A 15,967-nucleotide genomic window follows, 5' to 3' on the forward strand; every position below is an offset into this window, starting at 1 on the left:
GGACCTGCATATGCGGAAGTCTTGGCTGCAGTCGGAACAGCAGCCAACGGGACCACATCCACCATTCATTTCCCCAACGCGACCACAAGCCTCCCGGCGGCCGGGCGTGTTCTTCTCCTGCCTCTCCCTCCCCTCCCCTTCCCTTGTCTCTTCTCCCGCTTCCTCCGGCAGGCCGCCGTCATCGACCCGCGCCCCCTGGCCGACTCGGACGAAGGGGACAACCTCACCACGGCCATGTACTATGCTGACCAACATAGAGATGACAAGCCAGCACAGAAAGGGTTCGCATGAGGGACTGGAACGGATCGGTCGCCTTCATCACGGGCGGCGGCCAGGGGATCGGCCTCGGCATCGCGCGCGCACTGGGCAAGCGGGGCGTGCGTCTCGCGCTCGCCGACATCGACGAGAAGGCCCTGCGCGCCAGCAAGGAGGAGCTGTCCGAGGTGACGGACGTCGAGGTCTGGCGGCTGGACGTCCGGGACCGGGAGGCGTTCGCCCCCGTCGCCGACGAGGTCGAGGCGAAGCTGGGCCCGGTGGACCTGCTGTTCAACAACGCGGGCATCGCGCCGGCATTGTCAGTGTCGAGTTTGGATTACGCGAAGTGGGACCTGGTGCTCGGCGTCAACCTCTCCGGCGTCATCAACGGGGTGCAGACCTTCCTGCCGCGCATGATCGCGCGCGGGGAGGGCGGCTACGTCGTGAACACCGCGTCGGGCGCCGGCCTGGTGACGGCGGGATCGAACGTGCTGTACACGACGAGCAAGTTCGCGGTCGTCGGGCTGTCGGAGTCGCTGCGGCTGGCGGCGGCCGAGTACGGCATCGACGTGAGCGTGCTCTGTCCAGCCTATGTGGACACCGACATCCTGAAGCACACCGAGTCGGTGGATGCGGGACTGACCGTGACGCTGTCCGACGACGAGCGCACGAAGACGGAAGCCGCCTTCAAGGCCGGCGTGAGCATCGACGCCGTGGGCGAAAAGGTCATCGCGGGCATGGAGACCAAGGCGATGTGGATCCACACCGACGACTGGCTGCGTCCGTACCTCACGATGCGGATGGAGCAGCTGCTCAACTCCGTCCCCTGATCCCGGCTCACGCAGTGTGTTGACCAATGTGGACTTCGCTGTTCTGCCCAGGGTCGCTGCACCCGGCGGCCCTCGTTGTCAGGAGGATGAGGAAGATTCCTGGAAACCGTGCGCAGGTCCGACCGGCGGAGCGGGATGATCGCCCGGTCCGCTCCGCGGAGCTGTTCGCCGAGTTCTCCCGTGTCCGGCAGGTCGTTTCCGTGGTCGTCGTGCCGGTGGTGTTCGGCGTCGTGGCGGCGATCACCCTGAAGTGGACCGGTGCGGCGTGGTGGACGTGGCAGGGCCTGGGCGTGCTCGGGGCCTTCATCGCCGGACGCGAGCACCGGCGGTGGTGGCCGGCCGCCGTGCGCGGCGTCTTCGGCGGGCTGTTCGCCGCCGGAGCGGTCATCTGTCTCCGGCTCGTGCTACCCGGTGCGGACGCGACGGCGTTCGATCCGGTGTCCTTTCCGGTCTACGCGGCGATCGCGTCCGCCGCGGTGCACGCGATCGGATCGCCGGTGTGGCGGCGCATCGCACCCGCGAGAAGCGTGCGCCCGGACGGCGCGCGGGCCTGATGAGTGGAGGGGCGTCCGCGCCCTATGATGACCCCCGTGAGTTCCTCAGGGCGGCGCCGCATCGACGAGATCGGTGACGAGAGCCGTCGGCGCATCCTCGACGCCGCCGAGGAACTGTTCGCCGAGCGCGGTTTCGAGCGCACGTCCTTCGTGGACATTGCCGAGCGGTCCGGCATCAGCCGGGGCAGCATCCCCTGGCACTTCAAGAACAAAGAAGGACTGGTGATGGCCGTTGTCGAACGCGCCGTCGACCGGTTCCTCGGGCCCGCCCGGTATGACTCGGTCCCCTCGCTGAGCGAACTCGTCCACGACTACGCCACCTGGGTGCGCAGCGGCAACTCCGCGCTGATGTTCAGCGTCCTCACCGAGGCGATGAACAGCAGCGGTGCCGTGCACGCGCAGTACCGGGAATTCCTCGAACAGCGCCGCAGCGGTGTCGAGAGCTGGCTGCGGGCGCAGCGCCCCGAGGGAGTGGACCCCGCCGTCGCGGCCGAGAAGGAGCGCGCGGTCGCGATCATCCTCACCGGGGCGGTGACGGGCATCCACCTCCAGTCGGTCGTGGACCCGGACGGCGTCGACCTCGAAGAGGCGCTGCGGTCGCTGGTGACCCTCGTGGGCGGCAGCGTCGCCGATCTGTGGACGGGGTCCACCCCCGACGAGCCCCCTGCCGCGAAGAAGCGTGGCTCGGGCTCGCGCAAACGCACCGGGTGACCTGTCCACCGCCTGGCCGCGTCGGCGACGGGCGGCGAAACCGCACCGGTGGTGGTGTCGCGCACATCGGGCCGGTTTGCTGCGGTCAGGGCTGACACACCCGGGCTAACCTGGGCATTTGTGCTGCTGTTCGTGGTGCAACTGGTTGGGATCGTGGCCTTTGCCGCCTCGGGCGCGCTGGCCGCGGTGCGGGCACGGCTGGACGTGTTCGGCATTGTCGTGCTCGCGCTGACCACGGCACTGGGTGGCGGCATCATCCGGGACGTGCTGCTGGGCGTGCACCCGCCCGAGACCCTGCGCACCTGGCCCTACCTGCTGGTGGCCACGGTCACCGGGCTGATCGCGGTCTGGTTCCACCCGCAGCTGGCCAGGCTGCGCTGGTCGGTGCTGGTCGCCGACGCAGTGGGGCTCGGCCTGTTCGTGACCGCGGGCACGGCCACCGCGCTCGCCCACGAGCTGCCCGCCTACAGCGCGTGCCTGGTGGGCATGACCGCAGGCATCGGCGGCGGCGCCATGCGGGACATCCTGCTCCGGCAGATCCCCCTGGTGCTGCGGCGGGAGATCTACGCGTTGGCCGCGCTGGCCGGTGCGGTGGTCGTGGTGTGCGGCGCGGAACTGCGGCTGCCCGAGGTGCCGGTCACCCTGGTGGGTTCGGTCCTGGTGGTGGCACTGCGGCTGCTGGCGATCTGGCGGAACTGGAACGCGCCCACCGCGCGGCGCCCGCCGCCCTGAGCCGAGCGTCCGGGCAAAAGCCCGCTCAGTGGCAAAAGTCCAGCTCAGACCGGTAAAAGCTGATCGAATTCTGGCTCGGCTCTCAGGTCGCTCTCAGGACGAGAGGTAACACTGGCTTTATGCGCATCCTCGTTGTCGACGACGACCGGGCCGTGCGTGAGTCGCTGCGCCGCTCACTGCAGTTCAACGGCTACCAGGTCGACCTTGCCGGCGACGGGCAGCAGGCCCTGGACGCGGTGGCCAACCAGCGACCCGACGCCATGGTCCTCGACGTGATGATGCCCAGGCTGGACGGTCTGGAAGTGTGCCGGCGCCTCCGCGGCACCGGCGACGACCTGCCCATCCTGGTGCTCACCGCCCGTGACGCCGTCTCCGACCGGGTGACCGGTCTGGACGCCGGCGCCGACGACTACCTGCCCAAGCCCTTCGCCCTGGAAGAACTGCTCGCCCGGCTGCGCGCGCTGCTGCGCCGCGCCACCCCGGAGGATGCCGCCAGTCTGGCACCGGCCGCACTGCGCTTCGCCGACCTTGAGCTGGACCCGGGCACCAGGGAGGTGCGCCGGGGCGACCGGTGGATCAGCCTGACCCGCACCGAGTTCGCCCTGCTCGAACTGTTCATGGCCCACCCCAAGCAGGTGCTCACCCGCAGCCGCATCCTGGAGGACGTGTGGGGCTACGACTTCCCCACCTCGGGCAACGCCCTTGAGGTGTACGTCGGCTACCTGCGGCGCAAGACCGAGGCCAACCGGGAACCCCGGCTGATCCACACCGTGCGGGGCGTGGGCTACGTGCTGCGGGAGACCCCTCCGTGACCCAACTCGGGCCGCCACCCGGCGCCACCGCCGCCGAGTCCGACCCCACCGTCGCCAGCGGCGTCCCCACCCAGCGCTTCTCGCTGCGCACCCGGATCGCGCTGCTGGCCGCGCTGTGCGTGGCGGTCGCCGTGGCGCTGGTGTCCCTGGGCAGCTACATCACCGTGCGCGACAGCCTGTACTCGCAGGCGGCGGAGAACCTGCTGACCAGGGCGCACGACATCGCGAGCAAGCCGCCGGTCGGTGGGGAGATCGGGGTCGATCTCAACGAGATGGCCCTGGCCGACTTCCAGCTCAACGTGATCGACACCAGGGGCCAGTCCCTGGCCAAGCCGGAAACCCTCCAGGCCGAGATCACCCAGACCGAGATCGACGTGGCCGCGGGCCGGGAGGCGGACTCGTACCGGGTGGACGGCAAGACCGACTCCACCGTGGTGGCCGTGCCCTACGTGGGTTACGCCCGGGGCACCGCCCTGGTGCTCGGCCAGAGCCTGGCGCCGATCAAGGCCACGCTGAACCGGTTGAACATCGTGTTCCTGGTGATCGGTGGCGCCGGAGTGCTGATCGCCGCGCTGGCCGGCACGGCCGCGGCCTCGGCCGGCCTGGTGCCGATCCGCAAGCTGACCGAGGCCACCGAACGCGTGGCGCGCACCATCGACCTGCGGCCCATCCCGGTCACCGGGGACGACGAGCTGGCCAGGCTGACGTTGAGCTTCAACGCCATGCTCGGTGCGCTGGCCGAGTCGCAGGAACGACAACGCCGGCTGGTCGCCGACGCCGGCCACGAGTTGCGCACCCCGCTGACGTCCATGCGCACCAACCTGGAACTGCTGCTGGCCGCCGAGAAACCCGGCGCGCCCCGACTGTCCGCAGAGGACAAGCGGGAGATCCAGGAGGACGTGCGCGCCCAGCTGGACGAGCTGACCACGCTCATCGGGGACCTGGTCGAACTGGCCAGGGAGGACCCGCCGGACGTGGTGCACGAGCCGGTGGACCTGGTCGAGGTGGTGGAGCGGGCGCTGGACCGGGCCCGCCGCCGGGCCAGCGACGTGGAGTTCGACGTGGTGCTCCAGCCGTGGACCCTGTACGGGGACTCCAGCGCGCTGGAACGCGCCGTGCTGAACCTGTTGGACAACGCCGTGAAGTTCAGCCCGCCGGGCGGGACCGTGCGGGTGGAGCTGCAGCAGCTGGGCGACGGGACCGCCGTGATCAACGTGGCCGACGCCGGCCCGGGCATCGCCGAGGCGGATCTGCCGCACGTGTTCGACCGGTTCTACCGCTCCTCCGAGGCCCGCACCCTGCCCGGCTCGGGCCTGGGGCTGGCCATCGTGCGGCAGGTGGCGCAGCGGCACGGCGGCGGCGCGTACGCGGCCCGATCGGCCCAGGGTGGCGCGCTGCTGACCATCCGGCTGCCCGGTCAGCCCGGCCAGGACTGAGCTGGACCGGGCTCAGCCGGGCTCAAGGGGCTCAAGGGCTCAAGGGGCTCAAGGGGCTGGTTCACCGCCCGGGCGCGGCCAGCGAGGAGGTGGGGTTGGTGGCCGCCCAGGCCGCCTCGATCATCCGGAAGATCTCGTCCACCGCGGCGTCCGGGTCGTCCGCCTCCCGGGCCAGCGAGTAGGCGTCGATCACGAACCTCGCGATCGTCCGGCAGGCCGTTGGGGTCCGTGCCAGGTCGGGGTCGGCGGCGATGGCCGCTGCCAGCGACTCCGCGTGGCGCAGCCGCATCGACTTCTCGTACTCCAGCAGGGCGGGGGTGGCGTCGATCATCCGCCAGAGCGGGGCGGCGTCGTCCCCCGTGCAGTGTCGGACCAGGGCGTGGATCTCGCGGCGCAGCGCGGGGATGAGCGGCTCGTCCGGTGCCCGGTCGGTGACCGCCCGCGCGAGGCGTTGCTCGAAGTCCTGGTCCTGGTCGAACACCAGGGCCTCCTTCGAGGCGAAGTGGGAGAAGACCGTGGTGACGGCCACGTCGGCGGCGGCGGCCACGTCGCGGATGCCCACCGCGTCGTAGCCGTGCTCCAGGAACAGCCGCAGGGCGGTGTCCGCGATCTTCTGGCGGGTCGCGGCCTTCTTGCGCTCACGGCGTCCGGGCGGCACGGTCACGGCCTGATCCTAACAGGTACAAAGCACTAACGGTTTTTAAAAGCTAACCGTTAGTGCTACGGTCGCGGCATGAAGAAAGTGAGCTTCGCCGAGTTCGGTGGTCCGGAAGTGCTGCGGCTGGTGGACGCCGAGGAACCCCACGCGGGTCCCGGCCAGGTGCGGATCGCCGTGCGGGCGGCGGGCGTGAACCCCGTCGACTGGCGGCTCCGGGAAGGCCAGGTCCTGGGAGCCCATCCGATCGAGTTGCCCGCCGGAGTCGGGCTGGACGCCGCCGGGGTCGTGGACGAGGTCGGCCCGGACGTCGACGGGGTCGAGGTCGGCGACCACGTGTTCGGCGAGGGATCGGACACCTACGCCGAGTTCGCCGTGCTGTCGGCGTGGGCCCGGATGCCCGAGGGGCTGACGTTCGCGGAGGCGGCCGGATACCCCTCCGTGGTGGAGACCGCGCTGCGCATCCTCCGCGAGGTCGGGGTGCGGCCCGGGCAGACGCTGCTGGTCAGCGGTGCGTCCGGAGGCGTCGGATCAGCGGTGCTGCAGATCGCCCGGGACCGGGGCATCACGGTGATCGGCACGGCTGGCGCCGCCAACCAGGACTACCTGCGCAGCCTGGGCGCCCTCGCCACCACCTACGGCGAGGGCTGGGTCGAGCGGGTGCGCCAGCTCGGCCACGTTGACGCGGCCCTGGATCTGGCCGGCTCGGGCGTGCTCCGCGAACTCGTCGAACTGACCGGCGACCCGCGGAAGGTGATCTCCATCGCCGATCTCGGTGCGCCGGAGCTGGGTGTCCGGTTCTCCGGCGTGGCCGGGAGCATGCCGGACGCGCTGGCCGAGGCCGTCGACCTCATCTCGCGGGGAAAGTTGCACATCCCGGTCGACAAGTCCTACCCGCTGACCGAGGCCGCGGCGGCGCACATCGACAGCCAGGCCGGCCACACCCGAGGCCGCCGGGTGCTGATCGTCTAGGCCGAGGCACTAGCGTCGCGCCGTGACCGTTGCCCCCACCCTGCCGCCGGCCGCGACCGAGGACGCGTTCGACCTGGTCCGCGCGGACGAGGACGCGTTGCGGCCCGGGGTGCGCCGGCTGTGCCGCGCGCTGGGCGTCGACCCGGCCGGGCTGACCCGGTTCCCGGCCGGCTCACTGCCCGTCTACGCCGTCGGCGACCTGGTGCTCAAGCTGTTCCCGCAGGTCCACGTGGCCGAGTACCGGGTGGAGGCCGGGGTGCTCGGCGCGGTGCACGGCGCGCTGCCCATCCCCACGCCGGGCGTGCACGCGGCCGGCGAGCACGACGGGTGGGGCTACGTGCTGATGGACCGGCTGCCCGGGGTGCCGCTGGACCGGGTGTGGGAGCGGACCACGGCCGCCGACCGGGACCGCATGGCCGACGAGCTGGGTGCGACCCTGGCGGCACTGCACGCGCTGCCCGCGCCGGACATCCCCGACTGGTGGCCGGCGGACTGGGCGGGCTTCGTCGCCACCCAGCGCCAGGAGTGCGCGGCCCGGCAGCGGGCCCTCGGGCTGGCCGAGCCGTGGCTGGCGCAGCTTTCCGCGTTCCTGGACCGGGTCCGACTGGGCGACGGGCCGCCGGTGCTGCTGCACACCGAGATCATGCGCCAGCACCTGCTGGTGGACCGGGACGCGACCGGTGCGTGGCGGTACACCGGGCTGATCGACTTCGAGCCGGCCATGTGCGGCGCCCGGGAGTACGAGTTCGTCGGGCTGGGCTGCTTCGTGTCCGAAGGGGACAGCCGGTTCCTGCGCCGCGCGCTCACCGCGTACGGGTACGGTCACGGCGAGCTGGACGCGGAACTGCGGCGCCGGCTGCTGGCGTGGACCCTGCTGCACCGGTACGCCAACCTGGCGGCCTGGCTGCGGCGGCTGCCCGCGCCGGCCGAACCCACCCTGGACGCGCTCGCCGACCGCTGGTTCGCCACCGACTGAGCACGTGGACTGTGCACATCGGACTGAGCACAGTGGACTGTGTATATCGGGCTGGTCACATCGGACTGTGCACAGTGGACTGAGGACGGTGGACGGGCGCGCCGGACCCCTCCCGGGGCGACCGAGAGGGGTGGCGGGGCGGGCGTCAGGAGGCGAGGAACCGCCGGACGTCGGAGAGCACCAGCAGGTCGGTCAGGAACAGGATGTGGTTCTGGCAGGCCACCAGGTTGTTCTCGGCGCCGTCGACCCGGGTGCTGGTGTAGGGGATGATCACGCCGTCGCAGGGGGAGTACCAGGTCGCGTACCTGGTGCTGCCCGGTGTCTCGTCGCCGGAGTTGAGGGTGTTGAGGAAGCTGGACCCGGGCAGCATCTCGACGCACGACGGGAAGATCACGCACGAGGACGCGAACGTGGTGCCGTGGTTGGCGCCGGCCAGGGACGCCCAGTGGGACACGTACTGGTGGCCGCCGAGCTGCTTGACGTACCAGCGGCTGACCATGCCGCCCATCGAGTGGTTGACGATGTCCACTTTGGATGCTCCGGTGCGGGAGCGGACCTGGTTGACGAACGTGGCCAGCCCGGCGGCGCTCGCCTGGTTGGACGCGTTGTAGTTGTACTCGTAGGAGTACAGCTCATTGGAGCTGTACCCGGCCGCGAGGAACGCGGTCATGGCCGTCGCCCAGTTGGACGTGCTGCCGGTGTAGCCGTGGACGAACACCACCGGGGTGTGGCCGGCGGCGTGGGCCGGACCGGCCGGGCCGAGCAGCACGGCGGCGGCCGCGGCCAGACCGACCAGCAGGGTTGTGAACAGCTTCCGCACGGGAACCTCCAGGTGAGACGGGGGTCCCGAGTGTTTGCCGCGCCGTGCCCCGGCCGCATCGGCGAAAGCACCGGTCCGCGACCGGTGGTGGCAAACCCTGTGCGCGCTCCCACGGCAACCGCGCCGTCGTTGTGCCACACCACCCGGCCCCGGCCGGTCAGCTGACGAAGTCGGTCACCGCCCTGGTGAACTCGGGGTGGCCGACCACGCTCAGGTGGTCGCCGGGCAGCACCAGCAGCCGGGCGTCGGGGATCGCGTCGCGCAGCACCTCCGGCCGGGTGGCCAGCGGGTCGCTGTCACCGGCCAGCAGCAGGGTCGGCGCGGTGATCCGGTCCAGCGGGATCGGGTCGGTGTTGAACGCCTCGGCCTGCAGGGCCAGCGCGAACCGGTCGGCGCCGGTCTGGTCGGCGAAGGCGCGGAACGTGGCCACCACCGGCCGCAGGCCCACCGGGTCGGCCGCGCGCAGGGCCGCGGCCAGCTCGCCGGGCGCGCTGCCCCTGGTCTCCACCCCGCCCAGTTCCACCACGGCCGCGCCGATGCCGCCGACCACCAGCCGGCGCACCCACGGCTGGTCGGCCGCGACGAGCAGCGAGACGATCGCGCCCATCGAGTAGCCGACCAGGTCGATCTCGGCCACGCCGAGCAGCTCCACCAGGGTGGCCACGTCCTCGGCCATCCGCCGCTCGCCGTAGTGCGCCACGGTGCTGGGCTTGGCCGAGGCGCCGTGCCCCCTGGCGTCCACGGCCACCACCCGGCGGCCGGCCGCGGTCAACGCCCCCACCAGGCCCGGGTACACCCAGTTGAGCACGGCGTCCACGGCGAACCCGTGGTGCAGCAGCACGGGCGGCGCGTCGGCCTCGCCCGGCCACTCGCGGTAGGCGATGGTCAGGCCGTCGGACGAGGTGAAGGTCTGCACGGTTGTCTCTCCGGTCTGCACGGACACCTCCGGGGTGCGGGGTCAACGGGCCTGCGGCGTGGCCGGTGCGGCCGGGCGCGCGCCGCGGTGTCGATCCTGCCCCGGCCGGCCGCCGGCGCGGGCCGGTCTGTGTGCCGGCACAGCCAACACCCCGCGGCGTTGGGCAGCCGCCCCCAGTTGCCGCCGCCGGCTGGCCGCCACCCCGCGCCTGTGCTGTCGTTGATCAGCTCCGTGGGGTGGCACCGCGCGTGCGTCGGGGACGCCGAGCGCCGCGCCACCCCGGAACCGGTCGGCCACCCGCGCCTGGTGCGCTCGTCAACCCCCGAGGAGTGCCGATGACCCTGTCCCTGGCCTGTGTGCTGGCGGAGACGGCCCGCCGCCACCCCGAACGGCTCGCCGTGGCCGACGACACCACCGAGGTGAGCTACGCGCAGCTGTGGGCACGGTCCCTGTCCCTGGCCGCCGGCCTGCGCGAGCTGGGCGTGGCACCGGGCGACCGGGTCGCGCTGATCGCGCCCAACGCGGTGACGTTCCCGGCCGCCTACTACGCGATCCTGGCGGCCGGCGCCGTGGTGGTGCCGGTGCACCTGCTGCTCACCCCCGAGGAGATGGCGCACGTGCTGCGGGACAGCGGCGCGCGCCTGCTGGTGTGCGACCGCGTGCTGGCCGAGGCGGGCACCCGGGCCGCGGCACTGGCCGGGCTGACCGTGGTGACCGTGGGCGCGGCCGAGGCCGACGGGCTGTCCCGGCTGGAGGACAGCGCGGCGGGCGCGCCGGCCCTGCCCACCTACGTGAGCCGGCAGGCCGAGGACCCGGCGGTGATCTTCTACACCAGCGGCACCACCGGCAAGCCCAAGGGCGCCGTGCTCAGCCAGCTCAACCTGGTGCTCAACGCCACGGTGAACGCGTTCGACTGCAACGAGACCAGCCCGCACGACGTGGTGCTCGGCTGCCTGCCGCTGTTCCACGCCTACGGCCAGACCGTGGCGATGAACACCACGTTCCGGCTGGGCGCCACCCTGATCCTGATGCGCCGCTTCCAACCGGACGCCGCCCTGGACCTGATGCTGCGGCGGCAGGTGAACGTGTTCCACGGGGTGCCGACCATGTACGTGGCGCTGGCCGCCGCCGCCCGCGAGCGCGAGCCGCACCGGCTGCCGGCGCTGCGGATGTGCGTGTCCGGTGGTGACTCGCTGCCGCTGACCGTGCTGCACGAAGTCGAGAAACTGTTGCACACCAAGGTTTTCGAAGGCTACGGCCTGTCCGAGACCGCGCCGACGGCCACCACCAACCAGCCGCACTTCGGCACCCGGCCCGGCACGGTGGGCCACCCGGTGTGGGGCGTGGAGGTGGAGATCGCGCGGCCCGATCTCCCCGAGCGGATCGAGTTCCTGCCCACCGGCGAGCTGGGCGAGATCGTCGTCCGCGGCCACAACGTGTTCCTCGGCTACCACAACATGCCCGAGGCCACCGCCGCCGCCGTGGTGGACGGCTGGTTCCGCACCGGCGACCTGGGCACCAAGGACGCCGACGGCTTCGTCCGGGTGGTCGACCGCACCAAGGACGTGGTGATCCGCGGCGGGTTCAACGTCTACCCCAGCGAGGTGGAGAACGTGCTGATGGAGCACCCGGACATCGCCCAGGTGGCGGTGATCGGGGTGCCGCACCCGGTGCACGGCGAGGAGGTGTGCGCGGTGGTGGTGCCCGCCGACCCGGCCGCGCCACCAGCGGCCGAGCAGGTGGTGTCCTGGGCGGCCGAGCGGCTCGGCCGGCACAAGTACCCGCGCCTGGTGGAGTTCGTGTCCAGCCTGCCGCTGGGCCCGAGCGGCAAGGTGCTGAAACGCGAGCTGCGCGCGGCGTTTCCCGGTCAGGCACCCGGCGGCGGCCAGCCGTAGCCGCCGGCGTCCAGGGCCGCGCCGGGGCCTGGTCCCCTGCCCACCAATCCGTCACCACCCATGTGCCCCAGCACAGCCGACCCGTCCGCGACCGCCCCGGCCACAACCCGGCTGACCAGCGCGTTCGCCCGGTCCGCTCGGCCGGGGAGCGGGCGGTGCGGGTGGTCGCGCAGGGCGACCGGTTCGACCTCCCACCTCTTTCGCACGTACTTAACTCATGCGTAACTTGGTGCGCGTGATCGGAACGCCCGCCCCGGCGCTCGGCCTCCGGTTCCGCGGTCGAGGTGCCGAACAGAACGCTGTTGACCAGCTGTGCTGGAGCGCGCGCGGCCACCGAGGCGCCGCCCTGCTGGTGCTCGGCCAGCCGGGCATGGGGCGGACCGCCCTGTGCGAGCACGCCGCCACCGCGCTGCCCGGCGCCCTGGTGCTGCGCACCCGAGGCGTCGCCGAGGAGCAGGACGTCCCGCACAGCGGCCTGCACGCCCTGCTGCGTCCGGTCGCCGACCAGCTGCCCACCCTGCTCGGCAGCCGAGCCGACCCGCTGGTCAGCGCGCTGGAGCTGGGCCGGGTCGCGGTGCCGGCGCCCGGCGCGGTGCTGTCCGCGTTCCTGTTCGCCCTGGGCGCGCTCGCCACCGAGCACCCGGTGCTGTGCTGCGTGGACGACGCCGACCGGCTCGACCCCGCGTCCCGGGCGGCACTGGGCTTCGCCGCCCGCCGGGTCGGCTCGGTGCGCCGGGTCGGCATCCTGCTCACCGCCCGCGCACCCGAACCCGAGGACGGGCCGGGGGAGTGGCCGGCCGGCATCCCCGCGGTGACCCTGCCGCCACTGGCCGACGCCGACGCCGCCGCCCTGCTGGCCGACCTGGTGCCCGGCCAACTCGACCCGGCCGTGCGGGAGGCACTGCTGGCCGCCGGCGCCGGCGTGCCCGGGCTGCTCGTCGAACTGGTCGACGCGCTCACCCCCGAGCAGCTGGCCGGCGGCGCGCCACTGCCGCCCCGGCTGTTCACCGACGGGGCACTGCTGCGCCGCTACGCGCCGCGCCTGCGCGACCTGCCCGCCGACACCCAGCGGCTGGTGCTGCTCGCCGCCACCGCCCAGGAGTTCACCGACACCCTGGACACCGACCTGCTGCTGCGCATCGCCCAGCACGCCGGACTCGACCCCGCCCGGATCGAACCAGCCGAACGCGCCGGCGTGGTGCGCACCGACGCCGACCTGGTCCGCTTCCCCCACCCGCTGCTGCGGCAGGCCATCTACCAGCGGGAACCACTGGCCGGCCGGCAGGCCGCGCACGCCGTGCTGGCCGAGGTGCTGACCAGCCCGAGCCAGCGCCTGCGCCGGCTGCGCCACCTGGCCGCCAGCGCACCCGGCCCCAACAGCCGCCTTGGCAACGAACTCGCCTCGGCCGTCACCGCCCTCGACGGCAGCGCCACCAGCGGGGACAGCCACCTGGACCGCGCCGAGGCACTGGCCAGGGCCGCCGCCCTCGCCGACGACGAGGACACCCGCGCCGCCCGGCTGGCCGACGCCGCCGACCACGCCTGGCTGGCCGGCCGACCCGACCGGGCCCGCGCGCTGCTCGCCCAGGCCAGCGGCCGCGCCACGCACCCGGCCGTGCTGGGCCGGATCGAACTGGTCCGCGGCGGCATCGACCTGCGCGCCGGCATCGTCGAGGACGCCCGCGAAGCCCTGCTGCTCGCCGCCGGGCTGCTGGCCGGCACCGACCCGGCCCGGGCTTTGGCCGCCCTGCTCGGCGCGGCCGAGGCCAGCTGGCTCGCCGGCGACATCCCCGGCTACCGCCGCATCGCCCGCCAGCTGGTGCGCGCACCCGGCGCGCCAGCCGGGCTGCGTGACTTCCACACCGGCATGGCCGCCACGCTCGCCGGCGACCACGCCACCGGCGTCACCGCGCTGACCAGGGCACTGACCCCGGAGGGCCGGGGCGGCGAGGACCTGGACGCCGACCCGGTGGCGCTGAACCGGGTGGTGCTGGCCGCGCTGATGGTCGGCCGGGTGGACGTGGCCCGCGCCGCCGCCACCCGCGCGGTCGGCCGGGCCAGGGCACTCGGCCTGGCCACGGTCGTCCCCCAGGCCCTGGAACACCTGGTGTACGCGGAACTGTGGACCGGCCGGCACGGCCGCGCCCGTGAACACGCCCTGGCCGGGCTGGCCGCGGCCGAACGCACCGGGCAGCGCAACCGCGCCGTGCACCACCACGCCGCACTGGCCATGGTGGCCGCGCTGCAGGGCGACCCGCACGCCTGCCAGCAGCACGCCGCCGTCGCCGTCGACCACGGCCGGGCGCACGGCCTCGGCCTGGCCGTGGCCGTGGCCGGCTGGAGCCTCGCCCGCCTCGACCTCGCCGCCCAACAGCCGCAACTGGCCGTGGAACGACTGCACCTGCTGGCCGAGGACGGCCACTTCGCCGTGGCCGCGCTGGCCGTGCCGTGCCTGGTCGAGGCGGCGGTGCTGGCCGGTGACCCGCGACCGGTCCGGCCCGCGCTGGAGAGGTTCCGCCGCTGGGCCGAGGCCACCGGCGACCAGACCCTGACCGCCCAACTGCTGCGCTGCCAGGCCATGCTGGCCGAGCCGGCAGCCGCCGACCAGCTGTTCGCCCGCGCGCTCACCCTGCACGAGCGGACCGGCGCCGCGTTCGAACGCGCCCGCACCCACCTGCTCTACGGGGAGATGCTGCGCCGGCGCCGGCGGCCCAGCGCGGCCAGGGAACGCCTGCGCCGCGCCCTGCTGACCTTCGACGCCTGCGGCGCGCGCGTCTGGGCCGACCGGGTCCGCGCCGAACTGCGGGTGGCCGGCCAGGCCGACCGCGTCGACCCCGCCGGCACCGCCCGCACCGACCGGCCCGCGCTGGCCACCCAGCTGACCCCGCAGCAGCTGCGCATCGCCCGCTGCGTCGCGGCCGGCTCGACCAACCGCGAGGTCGCGGTCCGCCTGTCGCTGAGCCCGCGCACCGTCGACCACCACCTGCGCAACGTCTTCGCCGCGCTGGGCATCCGGTCCCGGGTCGAGCTGGCCCGGATCATCGCGGCCGAGCACCGCACGCCCGAGACGTGGCCCGAACGCGACCGCGCCGCAGCACGTCCCGCAACACGTCGAGGTGGACAACGGTGACCAGAACCCGACCGGACAGCCGAAACATCCGAATGACAACCCGCGACCTGCCCGGCCCGGGCCCCCGCGCGCTCGGCCCGCGCACCCGGCCGCGCGCCGACGGCAGGGCGGTGGCGCTGCTGCACCGCACCGCCGCCACGCTCATGGCCGACCTGCCCGGGCTGACCGACCGGCTGGTGAGCCTGCTCCAGGAACAGGAACCGGTCTACCGCAACGCCTCGGTGAACTCCGACGAACTCTGGCAGGAGGTGCACGAGTCGCTGGAGAACAACGTCCAGTCCCTGATGCGCCCCAAGGAGAACCGGGAGACGGCGCGGCTGTGCTCCTGGCGCATCGGCGCGGAGCGGGCCGAACAGGGCATGCCGCTGGACGCGCTGCTGCACGCCTTCCGGCTGGGCGGCGCCATGGTGTGGCAGGGCCTGGTGGACATCGCCTCCCGCGACGACCCGGACGAGTTCCACCTGCTGGTGCACCTGGCCGCGGACGTGTGGAACTTCGTCGACGAGCACTGCGGCCTGGTCGCCGAGGCCTACCGCCGGGTGGAGAGCCAGCTGACCAGACGGCACGAGGAGCGGTTGCGCGCGCTGGTCGGCGCGCTGCTGGACGGCACCACCCGGATCGCCGACGTGCCCGCCGCCGCGGCAGCGCTCGACCTGCCCGAACACGGCCGGTACGCGGTGATCGTGGTCGCCGGCACCGGACGACCGGTCACTGTGGACGGTGGGGCCGTCGCGGGTGTGCGCATCGTCTGGCACACCGGGACCGACGGTGAGCGGGGCATCGCCCTGCTCGGCGACACCGGCGTGGAGCAGCTGGCCGGCGCGCTCACCCCACCACCGGGCGGCCGGATCGGCGTCAGCCCGGTGGTGGCGGAGCTGACCGCCCTGGGCAACGCGTGCCAGCAGGCGGAAACCGCGCTGCGCACCTGCGCCCAGGACGGTCAGGTGGTGCTGTTCCAGGACCACCTGCCGGCGGCCATGGTGGTGTCCTGTCCGGACACCGCCACCGCCCTGGCCACCCGCGTGCTCGGCCCGATCCTGGACCTGGAACCGGTGGACCGCGAGGTGCTGCTCACCACGCTGGCCGCGTGGCTGGACAGCGACGGCTCCGCCCTGCGGGCCGGCGCGCGGCTGTTCTGCCACCGCAACACCGTGCTCAACCGGCTGCGCCGGTTCGAACAGCTCACCGGCCGGTCGCTGAGCCGTCCCCGCGACGTGGTGGAGCTGTCCCTGGCCCTGGACGCCCACCGGCTGCTGCCCGTCCCCTGACCGGC

Annotated in this window: 15 protein-coding genes; 11 read left to right on the forward strand and 4 right to left on the reverse strand. The window is 73.2% G+C overall.

The window, feature by feature from the left end; genetic code table 11:
* Nucleotides 1-287 precede the first annotated feature (287 nt).
* The 6 genes from LX83_RS28155 (at nucleotide 288) to LX83_RS28180 (ending at nucleotide 5,330) form a co-directional block, all read left to right on the forward strand.
* Entirely contained in the window at nucleotides 288-1,085 is a 798-nt protein-coding gene (locus tag LX83_RS28155) for an SDR family oxidoreductase (RefSeq protein ID WP_253776761.1), read from the forward strand.
* 200 nt (nucleotides 1,086-1,285) lie between these two features.
* Nucleotides 1,286-1,639 (forward strand): hypothetical protein, encoded by a 354-nt coding sequence (locus LX83_RS28160; RefSeq protein WP_253776762.1) that lies wholly within the window; start codon nucleotides 1,286-1,288, stop codon nucleotides 1,637-1,639.
* 36 nt (nucleotides 1,640-1,675) lie between these two features.
* A complete protein-coding gene (locus LX83_RS28165) occupies nucleotides 1,676-2,350 on the forward strand; it encodes a TetR family transcriptional regulator (protein WP_253776763.1) in 675 nt (224 codons plus the stop codon).
* A 120-nt stretch (nucleotides 2,351-2,470) separates the two neighbouring features.
* On the forward strand, nucleotides 2,471-3,082 hold the full coding sequence (locus tag LX83_RS28170) for a trimeric intracellular cation channel family protein (protein WP_253776764.1): 612 nt from the start codon (nucleotides 2,471-2,473) through the stop codon (nucleotides 3,080-3,082).
* 119 nt (nucleotides 3,083-3,201) lie between these two features.
* On the forward strand, nucleotides 3,202-3,894 hold the full coding sequence (locus tag LX83_RS28175; RefSeq protein ID WP_253776765.1) for a response regulator transcription factor: 693 nt from the start codon (nucleotides 3,202-3,204) through the stop codon (nucleotides 3,892-3,894).
* Nucleotides 3,891-5,330, forward strand: a complete 1,440-nt coding sequence (locus tag LX83_RS28180) for a sensor histidine kinase (RefSeq protein ID WP_407649683.1) — start codon at nucleotides 3,891-3,893, stop codon at nucleotides 5,328-5,330. Before LX83_RS28175 ends, LX83_RS28180 begins: the two co-directional genes overlap by 4 nt.
* A 61-nt stretch (nucleotides 5,331-5,391) precedes the next feature.
* Here the strand turns inward: LX83_RS28180 and LX83_RS28185 are convergent, their stop codons facing one another.
* On the reverse strand, nucleotides 5,392-5,994 hold the full coding sequence (locus LX83_RS28185; RefSeq protein ID WP_253776766.1) for a TetR/AcrR family transcriptional regulator: 603 nt from the start codon (nucleotides 5,992-5,994) through the stop codon (nucleotides 5,392-5,394).
* A gap of 69 nt (nucleotides 5,995-6,063) precedes the next feature.
* On the opposite strand from LX83_RS28185, the gene LX83_RS28190 reads away from it, so the two are divergent.
* Both LX83_RS28190 and LX83_RS28195 read left to right on the forward strand, forming a co-directional pair.
* Nucleotides 6,064-6,957, forward strand: coding sequence for an NADP-dependent oxidoreductase (locus tag LX83_RS28190; RefSeq protein WP_253776767.1), 894 nt, complete (start codon nucleotides 6,064-6,066; stop codon nucleotides 6,955-6,957).
* Nucleotides 6,958-6,979: 22 nt separating this feature from the next.
* Nucleotides 6,980-7,933 carry a phosphotransferase family protein gene (locus LX83_RS28195; RefSeq protein WP_253776768.1) on the forward strand — a complete coding sequence of 318 codons (954 nt, stop codon included), beginning with the start codon at nucleotides 6,980-6,982 and terminating at the stop codon, nucleotides 7,931-7,933.
* Between the two features lie 145 nt (nucleotides 7,934-8,078).
* On the opposite strand, the gene LX83_RS28200 is transcribed toward LX83_RS28195, so the two are convergent.
* Both LX83_RS28200 and LX83_RS28205 read right to left on the reverse strand, forming a co-directional pair.
* Nucleotides 8,079-8,753, reverse strand: coding sequence for an esterase/lipase family protein (locus LX83_RS28200; RefSeq protein WP_253776769.1), 675 nt, complete (start codon nucleotides 8,751-8,753; stop codon nucleotides 8,079-8,081).
* Nucleotides 8,754-8,910: 157 nt separating this feature from the next.
* Nucleotides 8,911-9,690 (reverse strand): alpha/beta fold hydrolase, encoded by a 780-nt coding sequence (locus tag LX83_RS28205; protein WP_253776770.1) that lies wholly within the window; start codon nucleotides 9,688-9,690, stop codon nucleotides 8,911-8,913.
* A gap of 314 nt (nucleotides 9,691-10,004) precedes the next feature.
* Here LX83_RS28205 and LX83_RS28210 point away from each other — a divergent pair, with 314 nt between their 5' ends.
* Nucleotides 10,005-11,564 carry a long-chain-fatty-acid--CoA ligase gene (locus tag LX83_RS28210; protein WP_253776771.1) on the forward strand — a complete coding sequence of 520 codons (1,560 nt, stop codon included), beginning with the start codon at nucleotides 10,005-10,007 and terminating at the stop codon, nucleotides 11,562-11,564.
* Here the strand turns inward: LX83_RS28210 and LX83_RS28215 are convergent.
* On the reverse strand, nucleotides 11,537-11,770 hold the full coding sequence (locus LX83_RS28215; RefSeq protein ID WP_253776772.1) for a hypothetical protein: 234 nt from the start codon (nucleotides 11,768-11,770) through the stop codon (nucleotides 11,537-11,539). The two genes, LX83_RS28210 and LX83_RS28215, sit on opposite strands and share 28 nt — an antisense overlap.
* A gap of 29 nt (nucleotides 11,771-11,799) precedes the next feature.
* Between LX83_RS28215 and LX83_RS28220 the strand changes: the two genes are divergently transcribed.
* On the forward strand, nucleotides 11,800-14,694 hold the full coding sequence (locus tag LX83_RS28220) for an AAA family ATPase (RefSeq protein WP_253776773.1): 2,895 nt from the start codon (nucleotides 11,800-11,802) through the stop codon (nucleotides 14,692-14,694).
* A 32-nt stretch (nucleotides 14,695-14,726) separates the two neighbouring features.
* Nucleotides 14,727-15,962: a PucR family transcriptional regulator gene (locus tag LX83_RS28225; protein ID WP_253776774.1), complete on the forward strand. Its 1,236-nt coding sequence runs from the start codon at nucleotides 14,727-14,729 to the stop codon at nucleotides 15,960-15,962.
* The last annotated feature ends 5 nt before the right edge of the window (nucleotides 15,963-15,967 follow it).

This window comes from Goodfellowiella coeruleoviolacea (genome assembly GCF_024171785.1).
GTDB lineage: Bacteria > Actinomycetota > Actinomycetes > Mycobacteriales > Pseudonocardiaceae > Goodfellowiella > Goodfellowiella coeruleoviolacea.

Coding starts and splice junctions, on each gene's coding strand:
- LX83_RS28155 (WP_253776761.1), top strand. CDS start 288: ATGAGGGACTGGAACGGATCGGTCGCCTTCATCACGGGCGGCGGCCAG.
- LX83_RS28175 (WP_253776765.1), top strand. CDS start 3,202: ATGCGCATCCTCGTTGTCGACGACGACCGGGCCGTGCGTGAGTCGCTG.
- LX83_RS28190 (WP_253776767.1), top strand. CDS start 6,064: ATGAAGAAAGTGAGCTTCGCCGAGTTCGGTGGTCCGGAAGTGCTGCGG.
- LX83_RS28210 (WP_253776771.1), top strand. CDS start 10,005: ATGACCCTGTCCCTGGCCTGTGTGCTGGCGGAGACGGCCCGCCGCCAC.
- LX83_RS28225 (WP_253776774.1), top strand. CDS start 14,727: ATGACAACCCGCGACCTGCCCGGCCCGGGCCCCCGCGCGCTCGGCCCG.